21 protein-coding genes are annotated in these 21,695 nt (G+C 41.3%); 9 read left to right on the top strand and 12 right to left on the bottom strand.

The features are described 5' to 3' along the window. Nucleotides 1-348 precede the first annotated feature (348 nt). The 6 genes from ACM2FC_RS21700 to ACM2FC_RS21725 form a co-directional block, all read right to left on the bottom strand. Nucleotides 349-1,392 carry a GMP reductase gene (locus ACM2FC_RS21700; RefSeq protein WP_498483140.1) on the bottom strand — a complete coding sequence of 348 codons (1,044 nt, stop codon included), beginning with the start codon at nucleotides 1,390-1,392 and terminating at the stop codon, nucleotides 349-351. 277 nt (nucleotides 1,393-1,669) lie between these two features. Continuing rightward, complete coding sequence (locus tag ACM2FC_RS21705; protein WP_498483141.1) at nucleotides 1,670-3,199, bottom strand: NAD(P)H-hydrate dehydratase; 1,530 nt, start codon at nucleotides 3,197-3,199, stop codon at nucleotides 1,670-1,672. Between the two features lie 96 nt (nucleotides 3,200-3,295). Further along, entirely contained in the window at nucleotides 3,296-3,733 is a 438-nt protein-coding gene (locus tag ACM2FC_RS21710) for a PAS domain-containing protein (protein ID WP_498483142.1), read from the bottom strand. Further along, nucleotides 3,733-4,737, bottom strand: coding sequence for a response regulator (locus tag ACM2FC_RS21715; RefSeq protein ID WP_498483143.1), 1,005 nt, complete (start codon nucleotides 4,735-4,737; stop codon nucleotides 3,733-3,735). The genes ACM2FC_RS21710 and ACM2FC_RS21715 overlap by 1 nt, the downstream gene beginning before the upstream one ends. A gap of 150 nt (nucleotides 4,738-4,887) precedes the next feature. Beyond that, nucleotides 4,888-5,124 (bottom strand): hypothetical protein, encoded by a 237-nt coding sequence (locus ACM2FC_RS21720; RefSeq protein ID WP_498483144.1) that lies wholly within the window; start codon nucleotides 5,122-5,124, stop codon nucleotides 4,888-4,890. 116 nt (nucleotides 5,125-5,240) lie between these two features. Further along, a complete protein-coding gene (locus ACM2FC_RS21725) occupies nucleotides 5,241-5,708 on the bottom strand; it encodes a TetR/AcrR family transcriptional regulator (protein ID WP_498483145.1) in 468 nt (155 codons plus the stop codon). Between the two features lie 452 nt (nucleotides 5,709-6,160). Between ACM2FC_RS21725 and ACM2FC_RS21730 the strand changes: the two genes are divergently transcribed. Both ACM2FC_RS21730 and ACM2FC_RS21735 read left to right on the top strand, forming a co-directional pair. Further along, nucleotides 6,161-6,454 carry a DUF406 family protein gene (locus ACM2FC_RS21730; RefSeq protein ID WP_498483146.1) on the top strand — a complete coding sequence of 98 codons (294 nt, stop codon included), beginning with the start codon at nucleotides 6,161-6,163 and terminating at the stop codon, nucleotides 6,452-6,454. A 175-nt stretch (nucleotides 6,455-6,629) separates the two neighbouring features. Beyond that, complete coding sequence (locus ACM2FC_RS21735) at nucleotides 6,630-7,229, top strand: hypothetical protein (RefSeq protein ID WP_498483147.1); 600 nt, start codon at nucleotides 6,630-6,632, stop codon at nucleotides 7,227-7,229. Nucleotides 7,230-7,309: 80 nt separating this feature from the next. Here ACM2FC_RS21735 and ACM2FC_RS21740 read toward each other — a convergent pair whose 3' ends face one another. Further along, on the bottom strand, nucleotides 7,310-8,413 hold the full coding sequence (locus ACM2FC_RS21740) for a 1-acyl-sn-glycerol-3-phosphate acyltransferase (RefSeq protein WP_498483148.1): 1,104 nt from the start codon (nucleotides 8,411-8,413) through the stop codon (nucleotides 7,310-7,312). Nucleotides 8,414-8,647: 234 nt separating this feature from the next. Between ACM2FC_RS21740 and ACM2FC_RS21745 the strand changes: the two genes are divergently transcribed. The 3 genes from ACM2FC_RS21745 to ACM2FC_RS21755 all read left to right on the top strand — a co-directional run bounded on the left by ACM2FC_RS21745 (nucleotide 8,648) and on the right by ACM2FC_RS21755 (nucleotide 10,882). Further along, entirely contained in the window at nucleotides 8,648-9,256 is a 609-nt protein-coding gene (locus ACM2FC_RS21745; protein WP_498483149.1) for an AraC family transcriptional regulator, read from the top strand. A 183-nt stretch (nucleotides 9,257-9,439) separates the two neighbouring features. Next, nucleotides 9,440-10,516 carry a pesticin C-terminus-like muramidase gene (locus tag ACM2FC_RS21750; RefSeq protein WP_498483150.1) on the top strand — a complete coding sequence of 359 codons (1,077 nt, stop codon included), beginning with the start codon at nucleotides 9,440-9,442 and terminating at the stop codon, nucleotides 10,514-10,516. Between the two features lie 9 nt (nucleotides 10,517-10,525). Beyond that, nucleotides 10,526-10,882: a hypothetical protein gene (locus ACM2FC_RS21755; protein ID WP_498483151.1), complete on the top strand. Its 357-nt coding sequence runs from the start codon at nucleotides 10,526-10,528 to the stop codon at nucleotides 10,880-10,882. A gap of 73 nt (nucleotides 10,883-10,955) precedes the next feature. Here the strand turns inward: ACM2FC_RS21755 and ACM2FC_RS21760 are convergent, their stop codons facing one another. Continuing rightward, nucleotides 10,956-12,332 (bottom strand): alpha-amylase family glycosyl hydrolase, encoded by a 1,377-nt coding sequence (locus tag ACM2FC_RS21760; protein WP_498483152.1) that lies wholly within the window; start codon nucleotides 12,330-12,332, stop codon nucleotides 10,956-10,958. Nucleotides 12,333-12,692: 360 nt separating this feature from the next. Here ACM2FC_RS21760 and ACM2FC_RS21765 point away from each other — a divergent pair, with 360 nt between their 5' ends. Next, on the top strand, nucleotides 12,693-13,334 hold the full coding sequence (locus ACM2FC_RS21765) for a DsbA family oxidoreductase (RefSeq protein WP_498483153.1): 642 nt from the start codon (nucleotides 12,693-12,695) through the stop codon (nucleotides 13,332-13,334). Between the two features lie 37 nt (nucleotides 13,335-13,371). Here the strand turns inward: ACM2FC_RS21765 and ACM2FC_RS21770 are convergent, their stop codons facing one another. The 3 genes from ACM2FC_RS21770 to ACM2FC_RS21780 all read right to left on the bottom strand — a co-directional run bounded on the left by ACM2FC_RS21770 (nucleotide 13,372) and on the right by ACM2FC_RS21780 (nucleotide 15,777). Beyond that, nucleotides 13,372-14,289 carry a DUF808 domain-containing protein gene (locus ACM2FC_RS21770; RefSeq protein ID WP_498483154.1) on the bottom strand — a complete coding sequence of 306 codons (918 nt, stop codon included), beginning with the start codon at nucleotides 14,287-14,289 and terminating at the stop codon, nucleotides 13,372-13,374. A gap of 209 nt (nucleotides 14,290-14,498) precedes the next feature. Beyond that, on the bottom strand, nucleotides 14,499-15,299 hold the full coding sequence (locus ACM2FC_RS21775; RefSeq protein WP_498483155.1) for an AraC family transcriptional regulator: 801 nt from the start codon (nucleotides 15,297-15,299) through the stop codon (nucleotides 14,499-14,501). A gap of 118 nt (nucleotides 15,300-15,417) precedes the next feature. Then, nucleotides 15,418-15,777: a DUF4156 domain-containing protein gene (locus tag ACM2FC_RS21780; protein WP_498483156.1), complete on the bottom strand. Its 360-nt coding sequence runs from the start codon at nucleotides 15,775-15,777 to the stop codon at nucleotides 15,418-15,420. A 272-nt stretch (nucleotides 15,778-16,049) separates the two neighbouring features. Between ACM2FC_RS21780 and ACM2FC_RS21785 the strand changes: the two genes are divergently transcribed. After that, nucleotides 16,050-16,811, top strand: a complete 762-nt coding sequence (locus ACM2FC_RS21785) for a DeoR/GlpR family transcriptional regulator (protein WP_498483157.1) — start codon at nucleotides 16,050-16,052, stop codon at nucleotides 16,809-16,811. 367 nt (nucleotides 16,812-17,178) lie between these two features. Here the strand turns inward: ACM2FC_RS21785 and ACM2FC_RS21790 are convergent, their stop codons facing one another. Next, on the bottom strand, nucleotides 17,179-18,996 hold the full coding sequence (locus ACM2FC_RS21790; RefSeq protein WP_498483158.1) for an MOSC N-terminal beta barrel domain-containing protein: 1,818 nt from the start codon (nucleotides 18,994-18,996) through the stop codon (nucleotides 17,179-17,181). Nucleotides 18,997-19,244: 248 nt separating this feature from the next. Between ACM2FC_RS21790 and pyrC the strand changes: the two genes are divergently transcribed. Together pyrC and ACM2FC_RS21800 are read left to right on the top strand one after the other, a co-directional pair. Further along, the gene (gene pyrC / locus ACM2FC_RS21795; protein ID WP_498483159.1) at nucleotides 19,245-20,273 is read left to right on the top strand and encodes a dihydroorotase; all 1,029 of its coding nucleotides are present in this window, start codon (nucleotides 19,245-19,247) and stop codon (nucleotides 20,271-20,273) included. A gap of 172 nt (nucleotides 20,274-20,445) precedes the next feature. Beyond that, nucleotides 20,446-21,675, top strand: coding sequence for a GGDEF domain-containing protein (locus ACM2FC_RS21800; protein ID WP_498483160.1), 1,230 nt, complete (start codon nucleotides 20,446-20,448; stop codon nucleotides 21,673-21,675). Nucleotides 21,676-21,695: the final 20 nt, after the last annotated feature.

Raw genomic sequence — 21,695 nt, forward strand, 5'->3', positions numbered from 1 at the left:
TTAGTTCGTCTAATTTTACCTCTAACGAAGTCTCTAGTTAAATCATACCGTTACAGCGATTTAAAACTTAATAGATATAGATATAGATATAGATATAGATATAGATATAGATATAGATATAGATATTATCGAAATTCGGGGGTAGATATGTTAACTGAAGAATACTAGGCTTAAGCTCCAGATACCTCACATACAGAAAATAAATAAGCAACCATACTGTAGTAATATTACTTAAATAGATCATTCTATTTAAGGTATTTCAACGTATGATTGCCTCGATTTCAATATATGCCTTCTTTATTTCAAGGTATAATTGTTTTTACAACAATTTCCCGAAGAATTGACGTTTTACTCTTTACCGAAAACGTTGTTTTCTTGTTCTTGAACGCGGATAAATGTAGTCCTTTTTGTTAGCTCGCGAAGCTCCGCCGCGCCTACATATGTGCAGGTTGAACGCACGCCGCCAAGGATGTCTTGGATGGTCTCTTCGACTGGTCCGCGGTATGGCAATAGTACGGTTTTTCCTTCAGCTGCACGGTAGCCAGCAACACCACCAGAATGTTTGTTCATCGCGGACTGTGAAGACATGCCGTAGAACTTCATAAAGGTTTTGCCATCTTTTTCAACCAGCTCACCACCTGATTCTTCATGGGCTGCTAACATGCCGCCAAGCATCACGAAGTCTGCACCGCCGCCAAACGCTTTAGCAACATCTCCTGCGCATGAACAGCCACCATCACCAATAATGCGACCACCTAGTCCGTGGGCAGCATCTGCACATTCAATAATGGCTGAAAGCTGAGGATAACCAACACCCGTTTTTACTCGTGTTGTACATACCGAGCCTGGTCCAATGCCGACTTTTACGATGTCGGCACCAGCAAGGATTAACTCTTCCACCATATCTCCAGTGACGACATTGCCAGCAGAAATTACTTTATCTGGGAACGCATTACGCACTTTTTGTACATATTCGACCAAGTGCTCTGAATAGCCATTCGCGATGTCGATACAGATAAATATCAAATCATCGCTCAGGGCCATGACATCTTTAGTTTTTTGGAAGTCAACTTCCGATGTGCCAGTTGAAACCATCGCGTTGTTTAGCGTCGTTTGGTTGGCACCTTTTACGAACTCAGCCCACTCTTCGACAGTGTAGTGTTTGTGTACTGCTGTCATAACTCCATGTTCTGCCAGAGCTTTTGCCATCGCAAAACTACCTACAGAATCCATATTTGCAGCGATAACAGGCACGCCAGACCATTGACGGCCACTGTGCTTGAAGGTAAACTCGCGGGTTAAATTTACTTGAGAGCGGCTTTTTAACGTTGAACGTTTCGGGCGAAACAGGACATCTTTAAAACCGAGCTTAAGTTCTTGTTCGATACGCATTGTGCATTTCCTTGATTATCTACTATCAGTGCCTTGCAATTTCGATTTGTCGCGTTGGCAGACGCAATTATCGAATTTCGGACACAAAAAAACCGGAGCGTTGGCAGACGCTCCGGTTTTCAACATTATAGGCTGTGATTTAATTGATGCAAGACTCTATTTTGTCATTTTTATATGTTACCCTGCCGAAGATCTCATATCCAAAAGCCTAGTCTTAGATCTTCCATTTCTACGCGAACTACCCTAATTAATTGTAGTCGATCTTCAACAAGCTCATTTATCGATTAAGTAACTGCCGAACCTCAGGAATTAAATCTCCCGCTAACATGCCGCGCTGACCGTTTTCTTCGGCTACCAAATCAGCAGCCATACTGTGGCAATATACGCCTAATTTCGTTGCATCAATCAAACTCATGCCCTGCGCTATAAGACCAGCAATCACCCCAGACAGCACGTCTCCCATTCCTCCAGAGGCCATACCAGCATTGCCTTTGGGGCAAACATATGTTTGTTGGTTGTCACCATCGTAAACCAATGTTCCCGGACCTTTGAGCACGATTACACCACCATATTTTTGGTATAAATTTTCTACCGATTTGTATCGATCGGCTTCAACTTCGGCAATAGTGATTCCGAGTAATCTAGCTGCTTCTCCAGAATGTGGAGTAAGGACTCGCATGTCATCTTTATTAGGGCGATTAGCAAGCAAATTTAAAGCGTCTGCATCAAATATCTTTGGCTTTTCAATTTCTAGAACGTCAAAGTAGGCTTCCATTGACCAATCGTTAGTACCTAGCCCAGGTCCAATTAACAATACGTTAGACCACGCTATTCGCTGATTTAAAAATGTGGTGTCTCCACACCATTTACGCGTCATCACTTCAGGACAATAGGTTTGTAACGGCAGCACACTATCAGGATGCGCCAATGTAGACACCAAACCCGCGCCTACGCGAGCTGCCGCAGTAGATGCTAATAATATTGCTCCGGCCATTCCTTCGTTGCCGCCAATACACGCGAGCTTGCCGTTGCAGCCTTTATGTGCGGTTGGAGAGCGATATGGTAAAGGTTTAAATACGTCACACTCACTCATCTGAAAAATGGACGATGGTGTGCCTTCCGCGAACGCTTTTTCTACCCCCAAGCCAGCTAAACTCAATTCCCCCACGTACGCTCTAGCTTGTCCGGTAACAAGCCCCATTTTGCAACCAATGAAAGTCACTGTCTGCGAGGCTTTCACGCAGCTTCCAAGCACACTGCCAGTATTGGCGCATAAGCCTGAAGGAATATCGACAGAATACACGGGTAGATGAGTTTGATTAACAAGCTCAATGACATCACTAATGTGAGAGCGCACTGTTCCTGATAGCCCAGTACCCAGTAGAGCATCTACAATGATCTCATTATCGAAAATAGGCGATGAAGATAGTTGTGTGCAGCGACGACCGGCGGTCAACAGCTGCTCAGTAGTTTGAATGGTACCACCGGCATGCTGCCAAGCTTGCATAGCGGTTTTTGCGTCTCCTTTCAGCTTGTTACTATCCCCACAATGATACAGGGATACTTTAATTCCATGTTCTTTAGCTAATCGAGCAATAACGTAGCCATCACCTCCGTTATTACCACCGCCACATAACACCGTCATAGAATGCAACGAGCTGTGGTTCTCTGTAATCTTTTCAAAGACGGCTGCTCCGGCTCTTTCCATCAAGGTATACATGGATATTTTGGCTTGTTTTGCCGCAGACACTTCACCTTGTTTGACTTGCTCAGCACTGTATAAGCGGAGAGAAAAATCGACGTCCATAGCTGTTCACTAACTGATTGAATTTGAAAACATCATATACCCATATTACCGACAGAAACCAGATCTAGCCGACGACAACTCTTCGGCAACAAAAAGTTAAGCCGTGTTGGAAACCAACGCCTCTGCAGTCGCATCTTGTATAGAGAGAAACATAGATTTAATCTGTCCAGTTGGTGTTCTCATCGGATTCAAGGTGATGTTTTGATACATAAACGCTGCTTGCTGAGTGACAGGCCGAACATTTCTGCATTTGAAAAGATACGGTCTTTGTTGCCAAGTAATAAAACTACGGCAGCCCAAGTCGTACACAGGTTTGGTTTTCAGCTTAAACCATTCAATCGGGATTTCTGGGAACAACTCAAATATCGTTTTTCCAATAGCATCATGGGATTGAACACCACTATGGTGTGTCATAAAACCATTCCAAACTTGAACTTCATGTTCTCGATTCAATACGATTAGCCCCATGTCGACGCTTTGCACCATATCGACCATCCAGTGGAACTGCTCAAACTCAGCAGGAAGATCTAACATTAGAAGTCCTCCATCAAATATTCTAATTTATGATTTAATAGCGGCAGAGACTCATCAACAAACATAAACAACAAATCACAACGAATTGAGGTTTTATCGATGGTATAACTCACCTCGAACGTCATCGTTTTTTTGAATGAACCTGTGGTGGAGTTGATAACCGAATCAATGGAAATGTGCTGACCAAGCAAAACTGGCGAGCTTTGAAAGAAACGAACTTCCGCTTGCTCTCCGAGACCATTCAAAAATGAACCCACCAGAATATTAGACACATCCATCAGAAGCTCTAACTCTTCGAGCTCTTCGCTATCGGCCGGTACTTTCATTAAGCGTTTAAGATCTGTCACACTAGAGTCGCTAAGCAGTACAAGTGCTTCACCAGCAATACCTTCACCACTGAATCCTTGGCACACACCAGAGACTTGATCGTTATCGGCAAGATCGCGCAGCGCCATATGCAGTTCACTCACCTCAAATATATTTACGTTGGGTAGCGGAAGGTGAACAAACACATCGAAATGTCGTGCTAAAGCGTCTGCTGCACGCCCAATGGCAACGTTCGCTACCTCTTTGTAAATATCAAGGCGCCTTAATGTTGGTAGATTGATAGGAGCAGCAACCACTGGCTGCGGGACACTTGCCGGTTCTATCAACTCTTTCAATACGTCTTTGAGAATGTCTTTGTTGATGGGTTTTTGAATAAACGCTTTCGCACCCAACTCCATTACCCGCTCTTTTGCTTTGGGCTGTATATCACCAGAAACGACAACAACGGGCGTATGCTCGCCTCGAGCTTGCATTTCTTCTAGTGTGCCAAATCCATCCAATTCTGGCATAGTCAAATCAAGAAACATGAGTTTGAAATCGTTTTGTTCTAACTGCTCTAATGCCTCTACTCCATGCACAGCAAAGGTAATGTCAGCACTCATAGAATCGGGGAGAGAACGGGCCATCTGTTTTCTGGCAAGTGCAGAATCGTCACAGATGAGAACCGGGTAAGCCATGCATCCACCTATTATTATTTATCATTCCATTAATTAGAGTGTAACAGATAGGCAAGAACCCGCTCTTTGAATAACAAAAATAATTTTAAAACTTTAATTTGTGTCCAAACAACAACAAGATACAGGATCCAAATTGCTGACGAATAGCTGCTAGGAAGGCCAGACAGATAACAACACTATTCGCATGATAGCAGCACCAATAACAAGAAATATCCCAGAACGATACCACTTAAACTCTGACACTGTCATCGGTACTCGTTTAAAAAATACTGTAACCACGCCTTTCCAATCTTGGCTTCTTTTACCGTATTGAAACAAGCTTGTTAATATAAACACGATACCAAGAATAAGTAAGCTTTTTTCTACTAGATATAACCCAACTTCCATTTAAATAATCCATTTCAGCTTCCGGAAATAACTACCCCCAACCTTAACTCAATATAAAAAAAAGCCCATCTAGATAGAATCCAAATGGGCTTGTTATCTCTTTTATTTTTTCAAAATTAAGAACGCTGGCTCATTCTAACTAGTGATTTCCCTAGCAATAAATCCAGCTCTTGTTGACTCATTTCACCAAATTGAGATTGAACAGATTTATATAATCGATCTACACCTTTCTCTGCAAAGTCATGTACTGGCCCTGTAGATACAATATGGTGAAATAATAACTTAAGTAACGCGACAAATTCGTTGTTATTGAGTGCCGATATCCAACTCGAAACAAAATCCTGCAAGGAATGTTCAAAATCTAAATGTTGAACAAACATCTTAAATATTCGCCCGTCTAGCGCTGAGGTAAAATCAGTCTTCTTGGGGAAATGGTGGCTAATACCTGTCCGAGAAACACCGGTTTGTTGGCTTAGTGTTGTATAGGACATATTGTCGTAGCCCAATCTGATAAGTTGGTCCACAACCGCATCCGTGATCTTCCGAATTGTAATTTCGGTATCTTCTTTACTACGTTTTGGCATGGTACTGGCTCTTCTTTACTTTCTGCATCTATTTAAAAAGATGATGTTGGTTTAGTAACATCTATTCCAAAGTCGTTCATATTAATTACTTGACGTCGAGAGTAGTCATTACGGTTTTCGTACAATGTACACCCAGTAATGACTCTTAATCAGGGGGTAAATCTCTGCTTTCATTTTTAAAACTTATTAAATAACTTAAGTCGATAAGTAGAGGTCACCCATCTGATTAATTATGACAATAATATTTATATTATGTGACAAATGTCTGAGTTCAATTTACCATCAATAACGTGAAAAAATAGTAAAACCGCTATTTAGCTGTTTCAGTAATATCTATTTCTACGACTATAAGCAACTCGTTGTTTTAACGCATATTAACAACCTTACCTTGAGTGTGGATAAAAAGGCCATACCAAGGTAAAATAGAGGCTAATTATTTAGAGGTAATATTTATGACTATTAACAAAAATGATAACAATGTGTGTGAAGCTTGTGGTTGTGCTGGAGAAATCGGTTTCGTAATTAAAGAGGGAGATGAGGTGTCAGAAGTACAAATTCGCGCAGAAAACAAGCAACAGCTCGAGATTGAACTTAATAAATATGTCACATTATCGAAACAAACATGTGATATAGCTCAGTATGATGTCACCTATTCTGAAGATGAGCTGAGTCTAGTCGCCCGTTTTCAATTTGAAGTCAGCGCAGAAAAAATCATTTTTGAGATGAAAGCTCGCTCGCTTCGTTAGTTCTCTTTACCCAAGTAGCTGTATTTGACTGCTTGGGCTCCTCGCAATAATTTCATATCACTTGCATTGGTCTATTCTCTTACTTTGGGTGAGTAAAGTTGGCTAGTTATTCTGCATCTTGAGCTCTATCGAGTATAATTATTAGCGAATTTGCTTTTTCAACACGTAATGGATTATGTATAAGCATTTAAGTCTGATTATTTTATTGTTGTTTACAACATTTGCTAACTCTCAAGGCATAGATAAGTATCAACTCATCAATTACTTAGATAATTACGGCAACCTAGATTTAAGAGACAAACCCTTCGACTCCCTACCAAATGGCCTTGTAGTAAAGGGGAACCTTAATATCTCCGAAACTCCAATCACCAAATTACCTGCAGATATTGATATTCAAGGGAGTTTAAATGCTTCAAATAGCGAACTGCGCTCTGTTCCTGCTGGAGTAAAAATTAGGGGTTATGCCAACCTGCTTGGTACGCAAGTTAAAAGCTGGTCTAGAGCCGTTCGCGTTGGTGGTTTTATCAACTTTACCGATACACCATTAGAAAAGCTCCCTGCCCGCATGAGAGTTCAAGGAGATCTGAGCGTAATTCGCACGCCTCTGAAGGAGCTGCCTGAAGGTTTGGTGGTTGATGGAAATCTGTATATTGGAGGCTCGGCCGTCACCAAGTTTCCCGATACGATGACAGTCAAAGGGAATATTTTCCTTGGAGGTAACCAAATCACGAAGTGGCCGACTAATCTGACGTTGGGAGGTGCAGTCGCCCGTTAGGGGTATTGCTCTAGCAACAAGCTAAAAAGTAAAGGGCATATAAATACGCCCCTTGAATATCGTTACAATCTGTACTCGATCTAAGGCTGGTTGCGGACCGGGTTAGCGTAGCTATCTAAAAGATACTGCTTCGCACCTTCTGGTAACCCTTTTAATTTCTCTTCCAACTTCGCTTTTACTCCTTCTTTAACTTCTTGCTCTTTCTCTGCCGCTAAATAGTTAATTGGGAATAGCTTGTATTGATCGTGGATCTGACGATCGAGTTCTTCTGCAAGCGCTTCAGGAGTTTCAAAGTCCTGATCTATAACATCACCAAAAGCGACATGCACACGACCTTTGTAACCTACGATACCTTGCACAATACTTTCGATATCTTCAAACTCACTTTTCTCATAGCTACCACTATGCGCTTTTTCATATAGCTCTAGCGCTTTCGCCATATCGCAAGGATCATTCTCATAAGAGATAGCAACCGGCACAATTTTTAGCTGTTTAATGTATTCCGGAAAAGCCATTTTTTGGCGACGTCCTTCTACATGAAACATTTTCATAATTGCTGGGTCAGTAAAGTCGTTACCGTCTTTTGCGCGACCTTCTCGTTGGGCGATCCAAATTGAATTCCCAGTCTCAAGTGAATGCTTGATATAGGAGGACAAAGTACCCAGAGCTTTCATCATTTCTCGGGGGCCTTTTGAGGAACGTTTAACTATAAAGCTCTTGTTTAGCTTCATCAGTTCTGTGGCACAAGGCTTTTTCAGTAAGTTATCACCAATTGCGATGCGTACTGTTTTCATACCCGAAATATGTAAGCCATAGTTCACCAATGCAGGGTCCATAGCGATATCGCGGTGATTGGAAACAAACAAGTAAGCGCTGTCTTTATCCAGCTTTTCTAGACCGCTATATGTCACCCCATCAGTGGTTGAGTCCAGCGTAGCTTCCAAATACTTTTTGACTTCTAACTGGATGGTTTCAACAGAATCTAACTTTGCCCATTTGATTTTTAAATAAATTTTGACAAATGGTGCCATCAATGTTTTAAACCATTTGGAATGATTAGAGAATCGATGTTGCAAAATAGCACTGATAAACTCTTCATCATTGATCAAACGGTCAATGGCGGCTGGGATTTCGTCATCGTTGTAAGGACGAATTTCAATATACGGGTCTGTCTTAGAAGTCATTTTTCACTACATAAAATAAAAAGCTGGCCTATTCTACGCGTAGTTACGTCCGTTCGCAGCAATATTGCTGTAACAGCATAACTAGTCAGACCAGTTATTGTGTTTTTTTAAGTGAGCCTGTTGGAATTTGTTATGCCACAAGCTATCCTTAGCGCCTTAAGGTCTGCTGACCTTTAAGGTTCCATTGTTCACAAAATTCGCGCAGTTTATCAGTGCGCCATTCATGAGAGTCCTATGCACTACGCTATCCAGCATCAAACCCTATCTTTTGAATACTTAGAATCAACAGCACGTAAAAAAGTACTCAAGCACTCACTAATACGTGTTGAAAATGGGTTGGTGCTGCTGCGCTTGGGTAAAAAAGAGTATGCCGTAGAGCCAGGTGAGTATATTTGGGTTCCCTTCGACTGTTTGTGTTCACTCACGTTCTTCCCTCAAACTGTTGTACAGCGTATTGATTTATCCTGCCGTCTGAAAGAAAACTTTCCTCAAAACGCGGGCTATGTTGTTGAATCAGATCTCATTCGTGTAATTTTTAATCGTCTGCAACAAAATTCACTAGCAAATGAGCTAGAACACCACCTCTTGCAAGCGGTAAAGTTTGAACTTCTCGACATCAACCCGCTTTTAAGTATGAACCCGCTGTCCGAACAAATGACCAATTGGCGCCCTAACATCAACTCTTCTCTCACCAAATCTTTTCAACTGGTGTTACAGGTTCGTGAGGCGAAAAAACGTCGCTTGTCTGGAATAAGCCAAAAAATTATTGTCGAAGAGCTATTTAATGGTAGTCACGCAGATTTCACGACCCTAACACAATTAATTTTAGGACCGGATAATTAACTAAATAGGTAGTCTTAATAACTAAGTGATGATTCATCATAAAATATGAAGCATTCCTCGCAAAAATAACCATTAATAGCCTGTATATTCCTAACCAAAATCGATATAACCTTCTGACAAAAATACGTTAAACCCAAGTCATCAGTGGATGCTTAGGTAACAAAGCACGGCTACGGATTGGCTATGTATTACAGAATCAAATCAATTTTCGATATTAGACCGGGTGACGTTGAAGGTGTCGTCCACCCTCAGCATTTAGACAAATATTGCATCAAACCGACTTTTGAATTATTGAAAGGTCGAGATGTGTTGATTGTTCGTGGCCTATCGCTACATGACAGAGCAGTTCAAGCTGACGGTGAGATAAGCAGTAGTGTCCCTTTCTCTCTGCGACAAATACTAAAAACACATTCTCGACACACCTCTTCTACCAATTCCCCAACCGTTCGAACCAAAATTATCGAACCTCTTCCCTCTGTTTTTGACAATGTTGCCCCACTCAGCGCTTCGGTTGTTGAGTATGAGAAAAAGCTTGCCCCTTCCACTAAGAAAATCGAAAGCGATGATCCCATGGATATCAAATGGCTCAGCGTCCCTAAGGGGCAGCTGACTTTCGATGCTGAAGGCAATGACATCGAATCTTCAGCTTACTTCTCTAGGAAGGTTCATATTCCGAACAATCAAGGGCGAATTATCGGAAAGTCAGGTATCACTTTAGGCCGAGGGCTAGATATAGGTAACCCTCCGACGGGAGCAAACGGTCAAGCTCCCTCAAAATTACACCTCCAAACTTTGTACAACCAAGCAGGGCTGAATAAAAAGCTAATAGATTGGCTAGCAAGTGTTGAAGGAACAACACAAACCGACGCACTGAACGCTCTAAAAAATAGCGACCTCACTGATAAAGAGCTCACGATAACGAGAAAACAACAACACTTGATGTTTAACGAGGCCTACGAGTTTATGGAAGAAAAAACTAGAATTCTAACAACGAAACCCGATGTACAAGCGGCATACGGATTTGTTGATTGGGAGGTGCTACCTAGAAAGGTAATTGATGTCCTAGTTGATGTTACGTACCGCGGAGATAATACACCAGCCTTTCGCAAACTAGCAGTGCCAGCGTTAGTCTTGGATATTGAAGGTTACAATTTCAGTGGGGAGTCGAACGTTTACAACGTAATGGCCGATAAATCTTATTGGGATAACTCTAAGATTGACCAAAATAGATTTAAAGCGCGGTTAGGAGCTCTACTATGAAAGCTTTACTTGCAATTGCAATTTCTTTTCTCTACTTTGACTTACGCGGATTCAATCAATAACTATCGTATATATGCAACTGACTTTAACGTAAAAAACAATAAGGAAACATTTTCTGCTTATGTATCAAAGAGCAATCCTTGTGTGGTAGTTCATACATTCGACAATAACGAAAAAACGTCCTACTGTGAACTAGAAGGCAGTGACTTGAACCTATCTAAGGAATATCCAACGATTTATGTCGCCAACTTAGACACAGCGCCTGGCGCTATATTTTTTACTGTTGCAGCGCCTTGGAATGAACAACGTTGCTGGATACGTGTTTCACAGAATAAAATCACTTGTAAACCCACAGGACGAAATTAGTCAGCACAACTTAACGCATTCAAATTACATCTAAAAAGTAAGGCACCCTTTTACTCAGTGCCTTACTTAAAAATTACTCTTCAATCGCTAACAACAAGCAACTCCCCTTTGCTGGAACGGTTAGTTTAATCTTGCCACCTCCAGCAACTGAGTAGTTTTCTCCTGACAGCAACTCCAGCATGTTGCTTTTACAATCAATGCTAGCTTCATAGGTTGAGCTGGATCTATTCATAGCTACTACCCCGCTTTCTCCTCTGGTAAAGATCAAAATGTCATCTGTAGCTTGAAGAACGTTCATTGGGGTTCCATGAACGGCGTTATGAAAATAAACTCTTGCGACCATCCGAGAGTCATTCCATAGGCTTTGCCATCTGGGCTTACCTTCAGAATTGTTGATTTTACTTGGGTTTAAATCGGTATAAATGAGAGGGACGCCGCCATCACGACCAAGCACATAAGTGTATGCAAGCCACTCCTTCTCTTCTGACATCACTAAATCCTTAAAAACTTCATTATTCGGTATGTCATGAGTAATCGTAAACGTGACCGCTCTTGATTGAGACAATGCTTGCCCGAAACAATATGGATCGACTAATGATTTCAACGAACCTTTATCTTGAAGAGCATTATAGATAGTTTGGAACAATGGGAAATCGTAAGCACCAAGCCTAGTTTTTTCCAAATAAGGCTGTAAAAATATCTGGTACTCTTCTTTTGTCGCTCCTCCATCAGTGATGATCTCCCCAAAAATATGCGTGTCTTTAGTGATATCGGGTTGCCAAACCTCTAGCAGTTGATCCAACGAAATGTGCTTCGCTGCGTCAATTCTAAAGCCCTTGATTCCGAGGCTTTTTAACGCCTTTAGATAGTTTCGCTGCTGTTGTGATACATATTTGCTGTGTTGTAACGTTGGTAGGCCTGGGTCTCTAGGCCCACCTGTAATTCTTCCATGCTGAACCTGCCATTTATCTTTCCAATTTTTAATGCCAAAGGCCTTACAAAAGTCTTTTTCGGTAAATAATGGTTGGGTTAGATCGCCGAACAGCTTAATGGAATCAAAATGGTCAGAACGAGCGACATATTCTTCTATCTCAGACTGCTTTGGATAAGTGAGATCGGAGCGAGAGTCTGATTCATTTGCCATGTGGTTGAGTACAACATCAGCATAGGTATAAACGCCAAGCGATGCCAAGGTGCTAATCATCTCCTTTAACTCAAGTGTATTTCCTAATTGATTGTCTATAACTCGATAGTCAGTCGGTTGATATCGCTGCCACCAAGGTGTTCCCTCTGGCTTTTTCATTGATTTTATTGGCGGCGAAATCAGCACAGACTTGTATCCAGCTTTGGATATCTGCTCCGCTTGTTTTGTTACCTCTGTATAAGGCCAGTCAAAAACATGCAGTATTACATCAGTACTGTGAGTACAACTGAAGTTGTCAAGCTGCATTGATACATCCCTAAACTTGATAATTCGTATGCACTGTTATTTGAGTCTCTAAACGATGTCGTTTCTAGCTCAAATAACCATTCATTGCTAAGTCTTGGTATTCTTCCCGTGAGACTTTATAACATTATAAAAACTTAATTTTTGCCCCTCCCCCTTTGCTGTTTTTTTCTAGGGGTAGCTCAAGGGAGTAGTGCTTGTTTATTTTACGCCTAAAAGTATTACCCATTGGGCATCATTGATGATTTATACACACCCAAGCATCATAAGTGACAGGTTCGCATTCTACTTAACCTATGGTTACTTCACTATCACTCATGTATATACTTAGTGGAGTTCAGTATAAGAATAAGTGCAGCTTTTATGCAAAAGATAAGAGTCGATATTGTTTCAGACCTTGTGTGCCCTTGGTGCATCATTGGCTTTAAGAGACTCATTCAAGCTCTCGAAGTGATGTCTATTGATCACGAAATTTTGTGGCACCCTTTTGAGCTCAACCCAACCATGAACAAAGAGGGACAAAATCTACGAGAGCATATGGCCAAGAAGTACGGGACAACACTCGAAGAAAGCATATCCTCTAGAAAGTCCATTACTCAGTTGGGCAAAGAAGTTGGCTTTGATTTTAACTTTTTTGATGATATGCGTATCTACAACACAAGAAAAGCCCACCAGTTGCTCATGTGGTCATTAATTCAAGAAAAACAGACGGATCTACAACTGGCCATTTTTAAGGCCTACTTCACCGAAAATAAAGATATCAGTGATACCCTCACCTTACTTGATGTCGTCGAATCATTAGGGTTAAACAAGAGCTTAGCCAAACAAGTATTAAATGAAAAATCGTGGGCAGAAACGGTATCATCGACGGAGAAACAATGGTTAGACGCTGGGATTACTGCGGTTCCAACAATAGTTATTAATCGTAAGCATTTGATCTCTGGAGCCCAAAGTACGGAGGAAATCATCGCTACCGTAAAAAAGGTAGCGATTCAGGTTCACTAGAAAGACAAACCTCAGACTCAACCTAGCAATTTAGCAATTACCATATTTTCATTTTTAGTTTTGTAGCAGTAGCTTTAATCCCTGCAACAACTAAACCAGCCGCGGCTCCAACCAAACCACTTAACAGTATCGGCGCAACTTTATTCATTAGGGTTTCCTGGAAAGGCATCAATGCGGGAGGATCAATCAAGTCATTCAGCAAAGGAAAGCTATGGACCACAATACCCCCACCGACTAAAAACATTGCTAATGTTCCCACAACAGTGAGTACCTTCATCAGTTTAGGCGCAAACATGATTAACCCTTGGCCAGTTGCCATCGCCCAATTGTTGCCCTTATATCTCCGTTTTAGATAAAACCCAAGATCATCAAGCTTAACGATACCTGCCACCAATCCATATACAAAAATAGTCATCAGAACAGCAACCACACTCACTACCGATAGCTGAACCACTAGCAGCTCATGGGCTACAGTGCCTAATGCAATCACGATAATTTCAGCCGATAGAATAAAATCGGTCCGTATCGCACCAGCAATTTTTTTCTGTTCGTATTCTTCTATCGAACCAGTAAATTTTTCTAATCTTTGTTTTGCTGCCGAATTCGAATCGCCGCTAGGAAAGTGTAAATATTCCAAAACCTTTTCAATACCTTCAAAGCAAAGGTATAAACCACCAATTAAAAGTAAAGGCTTTATAAGCCATGGAACAAAAGCACTAATTAACAATGCAGCAGGCACTAAAATAAGCTTGTTCTTAAGTGAGCCTTTTGCGACCGCAAGCACAACTGGGATTTCACGCTCTGCGGCGACACCCGAGACTTGTTGGGTGTTTAGCGCCAAATCATCTCCCAATACAGCAGAGGTTTTTTTTGCTGCAATTTTAGACATGAGTGCTACATCATCTAAAACCGTTGTAATGTCATCTAAAAGTGTAAGTAGGCTTAAACTAGCCATTCTTTTTTCTCAATATTGAACACCCGCAGAGAATGTATCATCGCCATTTAGAAAAACAATATTATTTAGAATAATTCTTATTTTTTTTAAAATGTGTTGACATTCTTATTCAAACTGATGCTTTCATTCGTTAATACAACGTAAATAACGGTTTGCAAAACAGTAAATACCATACGGTATAAGTAAATTTAATAATGAATACTGTTTCATTAAAGAAATCGGCTCTTATACTGCTCTGGTGTTTGTCCTGAATACTTTTTGAACATAAAAATAAATGGGCTGGCTTGATGGTAACCTAAAGTCAAGGCGACTTCTTTAACCGAATGCCCTTTTCTTAACAATTCCATCGAATATAAATACCTCAACCTAAGCCGCCACTCCGTGAAACTCATGCCTAATTCAGCTTTGCAGTAACGAGCCAATGTCCGTTCGGTTGTGTGTACTTCTTCCGCCCATTCTCTCAAACTTGTGTGATCGACTGGATTGTCTTCAACGGCCGAAAGTATAGGTGCTAAGTATTTGTTGGTACTGGTTGGGAGAAAGTGCTGCTCAGCTTGCTGTGACTCCAGTTGATCAAGCAGTACCCTAATTAACCTTTTGTCTTTGTCTTCTTTAGCAATATCAATACATCTCAACCTAAAGTCTTCTATTATCGCTGAAACAATCGGCGTTACTCGTATCAAGCTTGTTTTCGCTGGAAAGTGATTTGTGAGCTTCGCATCGATATTAAGCGAACAATATTCGATGGGCTTGCGATTGTAACTCCGATGCGTCGTATTGGCAGGTATCCATATTGCTAAATGTGGCGGGGCTAAAAATCGAATCGAGTCAGCTTCTATTTCGAGTATTCCCCCACTAATCAACTGCACTTGTCCCCATGTATGACTATGAACACGAGTTTCAGTATTCGGCAAGAACGCGTCAAAATTCATAAAAATGTCTGATGGCGCAGAGTCCAGAGAAAATGAGGGGTGGAGTATTCGAGTTGGGCTAGTATCTTGTTTCTTCATAGCTTAAATATTGTCTTTACGATTTTGGCACGAGCCTTCACATCGATAATATTATATATCCGAGTCATTGAACCGTCTTCGTTTGTAATATCCTATAACTCGCTAGTAGATGATACTGTTATGATTTAATTGAAGTGCAGCGATAGGCGTAGCCGATGACAGTGACATTGGTCGTACCAAACGTACTCAACCCAGTTGACGTGTCTTGCAGATAAACTAGGTTCCCTCCAGATTCATAAGTCTCATTCCGAATTTCATTTCGAGCCCCAACAACTAAATTTTTTTGCGAAGTAAAGTATCCTGTAAACCAATTTCCCTGAGTTCCGACGACTTCACCTTTAAATTGGCACTCGGACAGACTCGGCGGTTCAATCGTTATCTTTACGTTGTTTGCAGTGGAAACAAGCTTTTTCGCAGAGCAACCCACCAGTGTCAATGCGAGCGCTGTGTAGATGATTCCATTCAATGCTATTTTCATTTTTCCTGCTTATTTTCCTAATTTTAGCTCTACGATAAACCTAACCCTGCAAAATCGAAGCCTTATCAACATACTTTAAGTTAAGTGTTGAACATAGCAGCTAAGCTAGCATTTGACACGCCAAAACGCTCATCTTGAGTGAGTTTGGGTATACAATTTACGCAAATTAGATTAGCTTCGTCATTGAATTAGCATAATCAGGACTTAGAATGCTCAAAAATATGGGCTTTAAAGTCCGAATCAACATTGAATAGTGACAAAAGGGTAGGAATTTGAAAGCGATAAAACGCCATCAGGAAATTATTGAATTGGTTCAAGCTCACGGTTTTGTTAGTACAGACGACCTAGTTGAACGCTTTAGCGTCAGCCCCCAGACAATTCGACGAGATCTTAATGAGCTAGCAGATGCCAACAAGCTAAGACGTAACCACGGTGGTGCAACTATCAGTACAAGCTCGGAAAACTCTGCCTATCACACCCGTCAAGTTTCTCAGCAGAAAGAAAAAGAAAGAATTGCCAATGCGCTTGCTGAACATATACCTGATGGCGCAACGCTTTTTATCGACATCGGCACAACTCCCGAAGCTGTTGCACGGGCTCTGATGATTAGACATCAAAACCTTCGTATTGTAACCAACAACATCAATGTCGCCACCATTCTAATGGCCAAACCTGAGTTTAAAGTGATCCTCGCAGGTGGAGAAGTTAGAAGTAAAGATGGTGGGGTAACAGGAGAGGCAACCCTAGATTTTGTTTCTCAGTTTAGGTTGGACTTTGGTATTTTAGGTATTAGTGGAATTGACTTTGATGGTTCACTATTGGACTTCGATTATCATGAAGTTCGCGTTAAAAGAGCAATAATCGAAAACAGCCGATGCGTCTATCTTGGCGTTGATCATAGTAAATTTGGCCGTAATGCGATGGTGAAACTTGGCACTATTTCAGATGTAGATCTCATCCTCACCGATCAAACACCTCCTAAAAATATCGCGGCATTCGCAAAGGAGAATAACGTTAATATACAGGTTGTATAGCCTAAACAAACTCTGTTCTCGCTATATTTATCAACTTGGTTGGATTGAATAGATTTGCATCGAAATGTAAAAATGTTGCATTTCCTTTCTCTGTAATTGTGACTTCTATTCAAGGCTTTTCAATAAACATCATAGTTTTAGAGCTTTTTGTCACTTACAACTAATGTATAATTGAGAAATAATAAAACTGGTATACTATGGGACTCAGATTTGTAGAAAAGCGTCTTGTAGTCACTAAAACAATTACTAACCGTCAGTTGGTAAAAATACCAAAATCGCTCAAGAAAAATCATAATTTTTGGTAGGAAAGGCCCTCAAGCTACAAGTTTGAGGGCTTTTTTCCCCGTTATCCTTTTGGGATTAAACGTTAATCTATCGCTTCTATATCGGTTTCAGGAATACAGCAGCACGCTAATGCTATTCCATTTTGACGTTCTTCATCTTGCAATGCAGGCACATCTGGCTGATGAACTTTTCCAGACTCGATAGTAACTTTACATGCACCGCAAAGTCCCGCTCTACAGCTATTGGCTATTGAAAGCCCGGACTTTTCAGCTTGCTCTAACAATGTTGTTTGGTTGTCACCTTCAAAGAGAAAGCCATTCAAGCTTAACTGCAAATTTTTTAACGGCGAGTTAGTTACCTGACTCACACCAAATGCTTCCTGATGATAAGAGTCCTCTGGCAGCCCCTGTTTTAGCATCAAGTTTTTTGCCTTTTGCATAAAGCCATCTGGCCCACAAGCAAACACTTGGCGGCTTTGCAAAGCGTCAATTTGCTTGAGGTGAGATAGGGTCAAGCGGCCCTTTAAACCCTGCCAATTTTCACTTGGTTGAGTCAGAGACAGCATAATTTTTAAGCCAGAATGCTGTTTATCCAATTCTTTCAACTCCTGATAACAAGGGATATCTTCAACATCTCGACACTGATGATAAAAAATCACATCATTAAGCTGATCGTGATCGGCTAAATATCTCAGCATTGATAACATAGGAGTCACCCCGCTGCCCGCCGACAATAATAAAATAGGGTGATCATGTTTATCACCAAGGTGAAATTGACCGTTGGGTTTATCAGCATTCAACGTATCGCCAACTTTAAAGTTATCCACCAACCAATTTGACACTTCTCCCCCATCTATCCGTTTTACCGAAATTGCCAAACGGCCAGGCCTTGAAGGACTGGAGGACAAAGTGTAATGGCGAGAAATTGTTTTCCCATCAATCGTGAGCTCTACTGGTAAATGTTGACCAGGACGGTAGTGAGTCGTATGAGAATGCTGAGGTTCCAGCCAAAAGGTCACAAAATTGCGAGCGATTTCCTCAACTTCAACGCAAGTCATAAGTTGTAATTGCGGTGAGTTATCTTGATAAAATTCTTTTTCTTTGTATTCCAAAACTTCAATTTTATCACCCACACGAATCATTCCCTCGTTCAAGGCAACTAGGTTTTGACCAAAATACACTTTGCCTTCGGGAGTCGCTCTAAACTGAGACAACGTTTTCAATGGTTCCTTATTTTCGCGTAACTCGCCATTTTCAACATTAACCGTTGTAAGAATGCATCGCTCGCAAGGCTTTACAGATTCAAACTCAACGTCACCAATACGTATCTTTTTCCAACTATCTTCCTCAAACGGCTCAGTACCACTTACCACCATATTCGTCCGAAACTGATCCATACTATGCTGATCACTGCTGCGTTGGTTCAGTTCGTCCAGTGATGCCTGGCTAATGACCAACAGTGGATATCCGTCTGCAAAGCTGATGTTATGACCCAGTTTTTCTCTTATTCGGTTAGATTGCTCTCCAGTAAATAGCAATTCAACTCGCTGGCCAATGATGTCACTAAACCAATCGTTAGCCTCATCTGTGGTTGTGTAAGCGAAAAATTCATCACTCCAAACTTTAGCGGGTGTCTGTTGGTTCTTGAAGTCTGAATAGAACAAATGAAGAGAACGTTTGTTAGGTGCACTAAATACAATACCGTTGGATATCAAGCATGACTGGACTCGTACCATTGTAGGGTATTTTCTTGCCGTAACCATTGTTCCATCAGAAAGAGCCAGCATAAATCGGCGGTCAAAACTAAGACCTTGTTTTTCAACCCATGAGTTCGACAGAGCAATACCTGCCGTGGATTTAACTGGATAGATATTAATTTGAGAAAGAAGCGCTGAAGACATGAAATACTGCTTAATAATTATCATTGGTTGTTCAATAATATACCCAAGTCAACACAAGTTGTACTATGTAAAGCAAATAGTATGGTGAACCTCTGACCAAACCCAATCAACACTTAGCACTTAGCCGCTTAAAAACAAAAACTGGATGAAAGTTATGAGTATATCCTCTATCATCCTGTCGCCTAAGCAGGGAAAACTTTCCAGATTAGGCTCCAATCATACAGACTAACTTCGGTGGGAGCTTTTAAATGACAACTATAACTATGACTCGTCCAGACGACTGGCATGTTCACCTGCGTGACGGTGACGTGTTAGCCGATACCGTTAGAGATATCAGTCGATATAACGGCCGAGCACTTATTATGCCAAATACCGTCCCACCAGTTACTGATACGGAACTGGCCCTCGCGTATCGAGATAGAATCATGGCTCAACAGCCGAAGGAACAGTTCGAACCGGTGATGGCGCTTTACCTGACCGACAACACAACGCCTGAAGAAATTCGCAAAGCAAAAGCCACAGGAAAAATCGCTGCAGCTAAACTGTACCCAGCAGGCGCAACAACCAATTCTGATTCAGGGGTAACCGACGCAAAAAATATATACTCTGCGTTAGAAGCGATGCAAGAAGTTGGCATGTTGCTGCTTATTCACGGTGAAGTAACTACTGACGATATCGATATTTTCGATAGAGAGAAAATCTTCCTCGATACGGTACTTAAACCCATCGTCAACGACTTCCCAGAGTTAAAAATAGTATTAGAGCATATCACGACAGCGGACGCTGTTGAGTTTGTGAAAAATGCTTCTGACAACGTTGCTGCAACAATAACCGCTCATCACTTACTCTACAATCGTAACCACATGCTGGTAGGAGGGATTAAGCCACACTTCTATTGCCTACCAATATTGAAGCGAAATACACATCAACAAGCCCTCATTGGAGCAGCAACCAGCGGTAGTAACAAATTCTTCTTAGGAACAGACTCTGCTCCACACTCAAAGTGCAAAAAAGAGAACGCTTGTGGATGTGCAGGCTCTTATACAGCGCATGCAGCGCTTGAGCTTTACGCAGAAGTGTTTGAACAAGAAGGTAAGCTGGAGAATTTAGAAGCGTTTGCTAGCCATAACGGCCCGGACTTCTATGGGTTGCCAAGAAATACAGACACTGTAACACTCAGCAAACAAAGCTGGAAAGTAGCCGAAACCATGCCTTTTGGAGACCAAGTTGTGGTACCGATTCGAGGCGGAGAAATCATTGGCTGGACGGTAAAATAACAACCTCTCCGACCAATAAAAGAGCCCAAAACAACTCTATGTTTTGGGCGCTTATTTTTGTGAGTATGGATAAGTTTCATATACTTATACGACGGTAATTCCATTTTTTAACTGTGTGTGTTCCTTAGTAATGGCCTAAACTGACATATATGCGTGCAGAACAAGGTCTAAAATGGGAATAGAAACCTACCTTGATATAAGAACTTTATCGATCGTAACAGTGTTACTTTCTTTTAGTTACTTTATTGGTCTATTACTCCTACAGCGTATTCAAGAACCAATCAGTGGGTTGAACCTATTGGCTTTGTCATTGTTATTCTTAGGCATCGGCTTCTTAATACTTGGAACAGAGAATACCTCTTCTCCATTAAATGGAGTGCTTTCTAGCTCCCTGATAGGTCTCGCCTATGCGATGCTTGTCCATGGTATTTGCCGCTTTAGGCAAGCGTCAACGAACTGCTCAACGATTTCCTATATCGCCCTCCCCGTAGTGATTCTTTTTGTCGCCTACTATTCATACATTTCCCCGTCTGAAAGTGCTCGCATTATGTCCATGGGTTTATTTATTGTCTTGTGCACAGGAATGGGCATTTTTAGCAACACTTTAGGTAACGCTGAAGATCTAAAACCCGCTCGGTTTATCTTAACAGTAGGGCTATCCATCGAAGGTAGCTTCATGCTTTTTGCACTACTCTGGCAAGCAATTACAACAGGAAGCGGAGCTGGATCTAGCACTCAAGTCATTCACCAAATAGCACTTATCTCTATCATTCTAATGATCATTCTACTTGGGTTTTCCATTACTTGGATGATTACTGGACGCTTAGTCGCTTCTATGTACGACTCATCTATTCGTGATGGGTTAACAGGTTTATACAATAGGCGAGCTCTCGAAGAGTTGGCTCCCAAAGAGATGGCGAGAGCCCAGCGACATAATGATCACCTTTCAATTCTTCTTATCGATATTGATGGGTTTAAAAAAATTAATGACACGTATGGTCACCAAGTTGGGGATTCCGTTCTCAGGAAAGCGGCAAAACTTATTCAGCAAGCAACCAGAAAAGAGGATATTTCTTTTCGCTATGGGGGTGAAGAGTTCTTGGTGATATTACCCGCTACCGCACTCGATCAGGCAGCAATGGCTGCATCAAAACTCAGACGAATGATTGAGACCGCAAATTTGCTACCAAGCAACGTAGACCAATGTACAGCCAGTTTTGGTGCGGCTGAATTTAACGTAAACGATGGTTGGGAAAAACTCGTCGATCGAGCTGATAAAGCACTATACACGGCCAAAAACAGCGGTAGGAACGCTGTTTTCATTGGTGACTTAGCAAATTGCTATCAGTTTGAAGATAGACTAAAGAGCCATAATATTTCTGCTGGACACACAGTAAACTAGGCTATCAACTAGGCCAAAAG

It is taken from the genome of Vibrio sp. A37 (assembly GCF_059777565.1).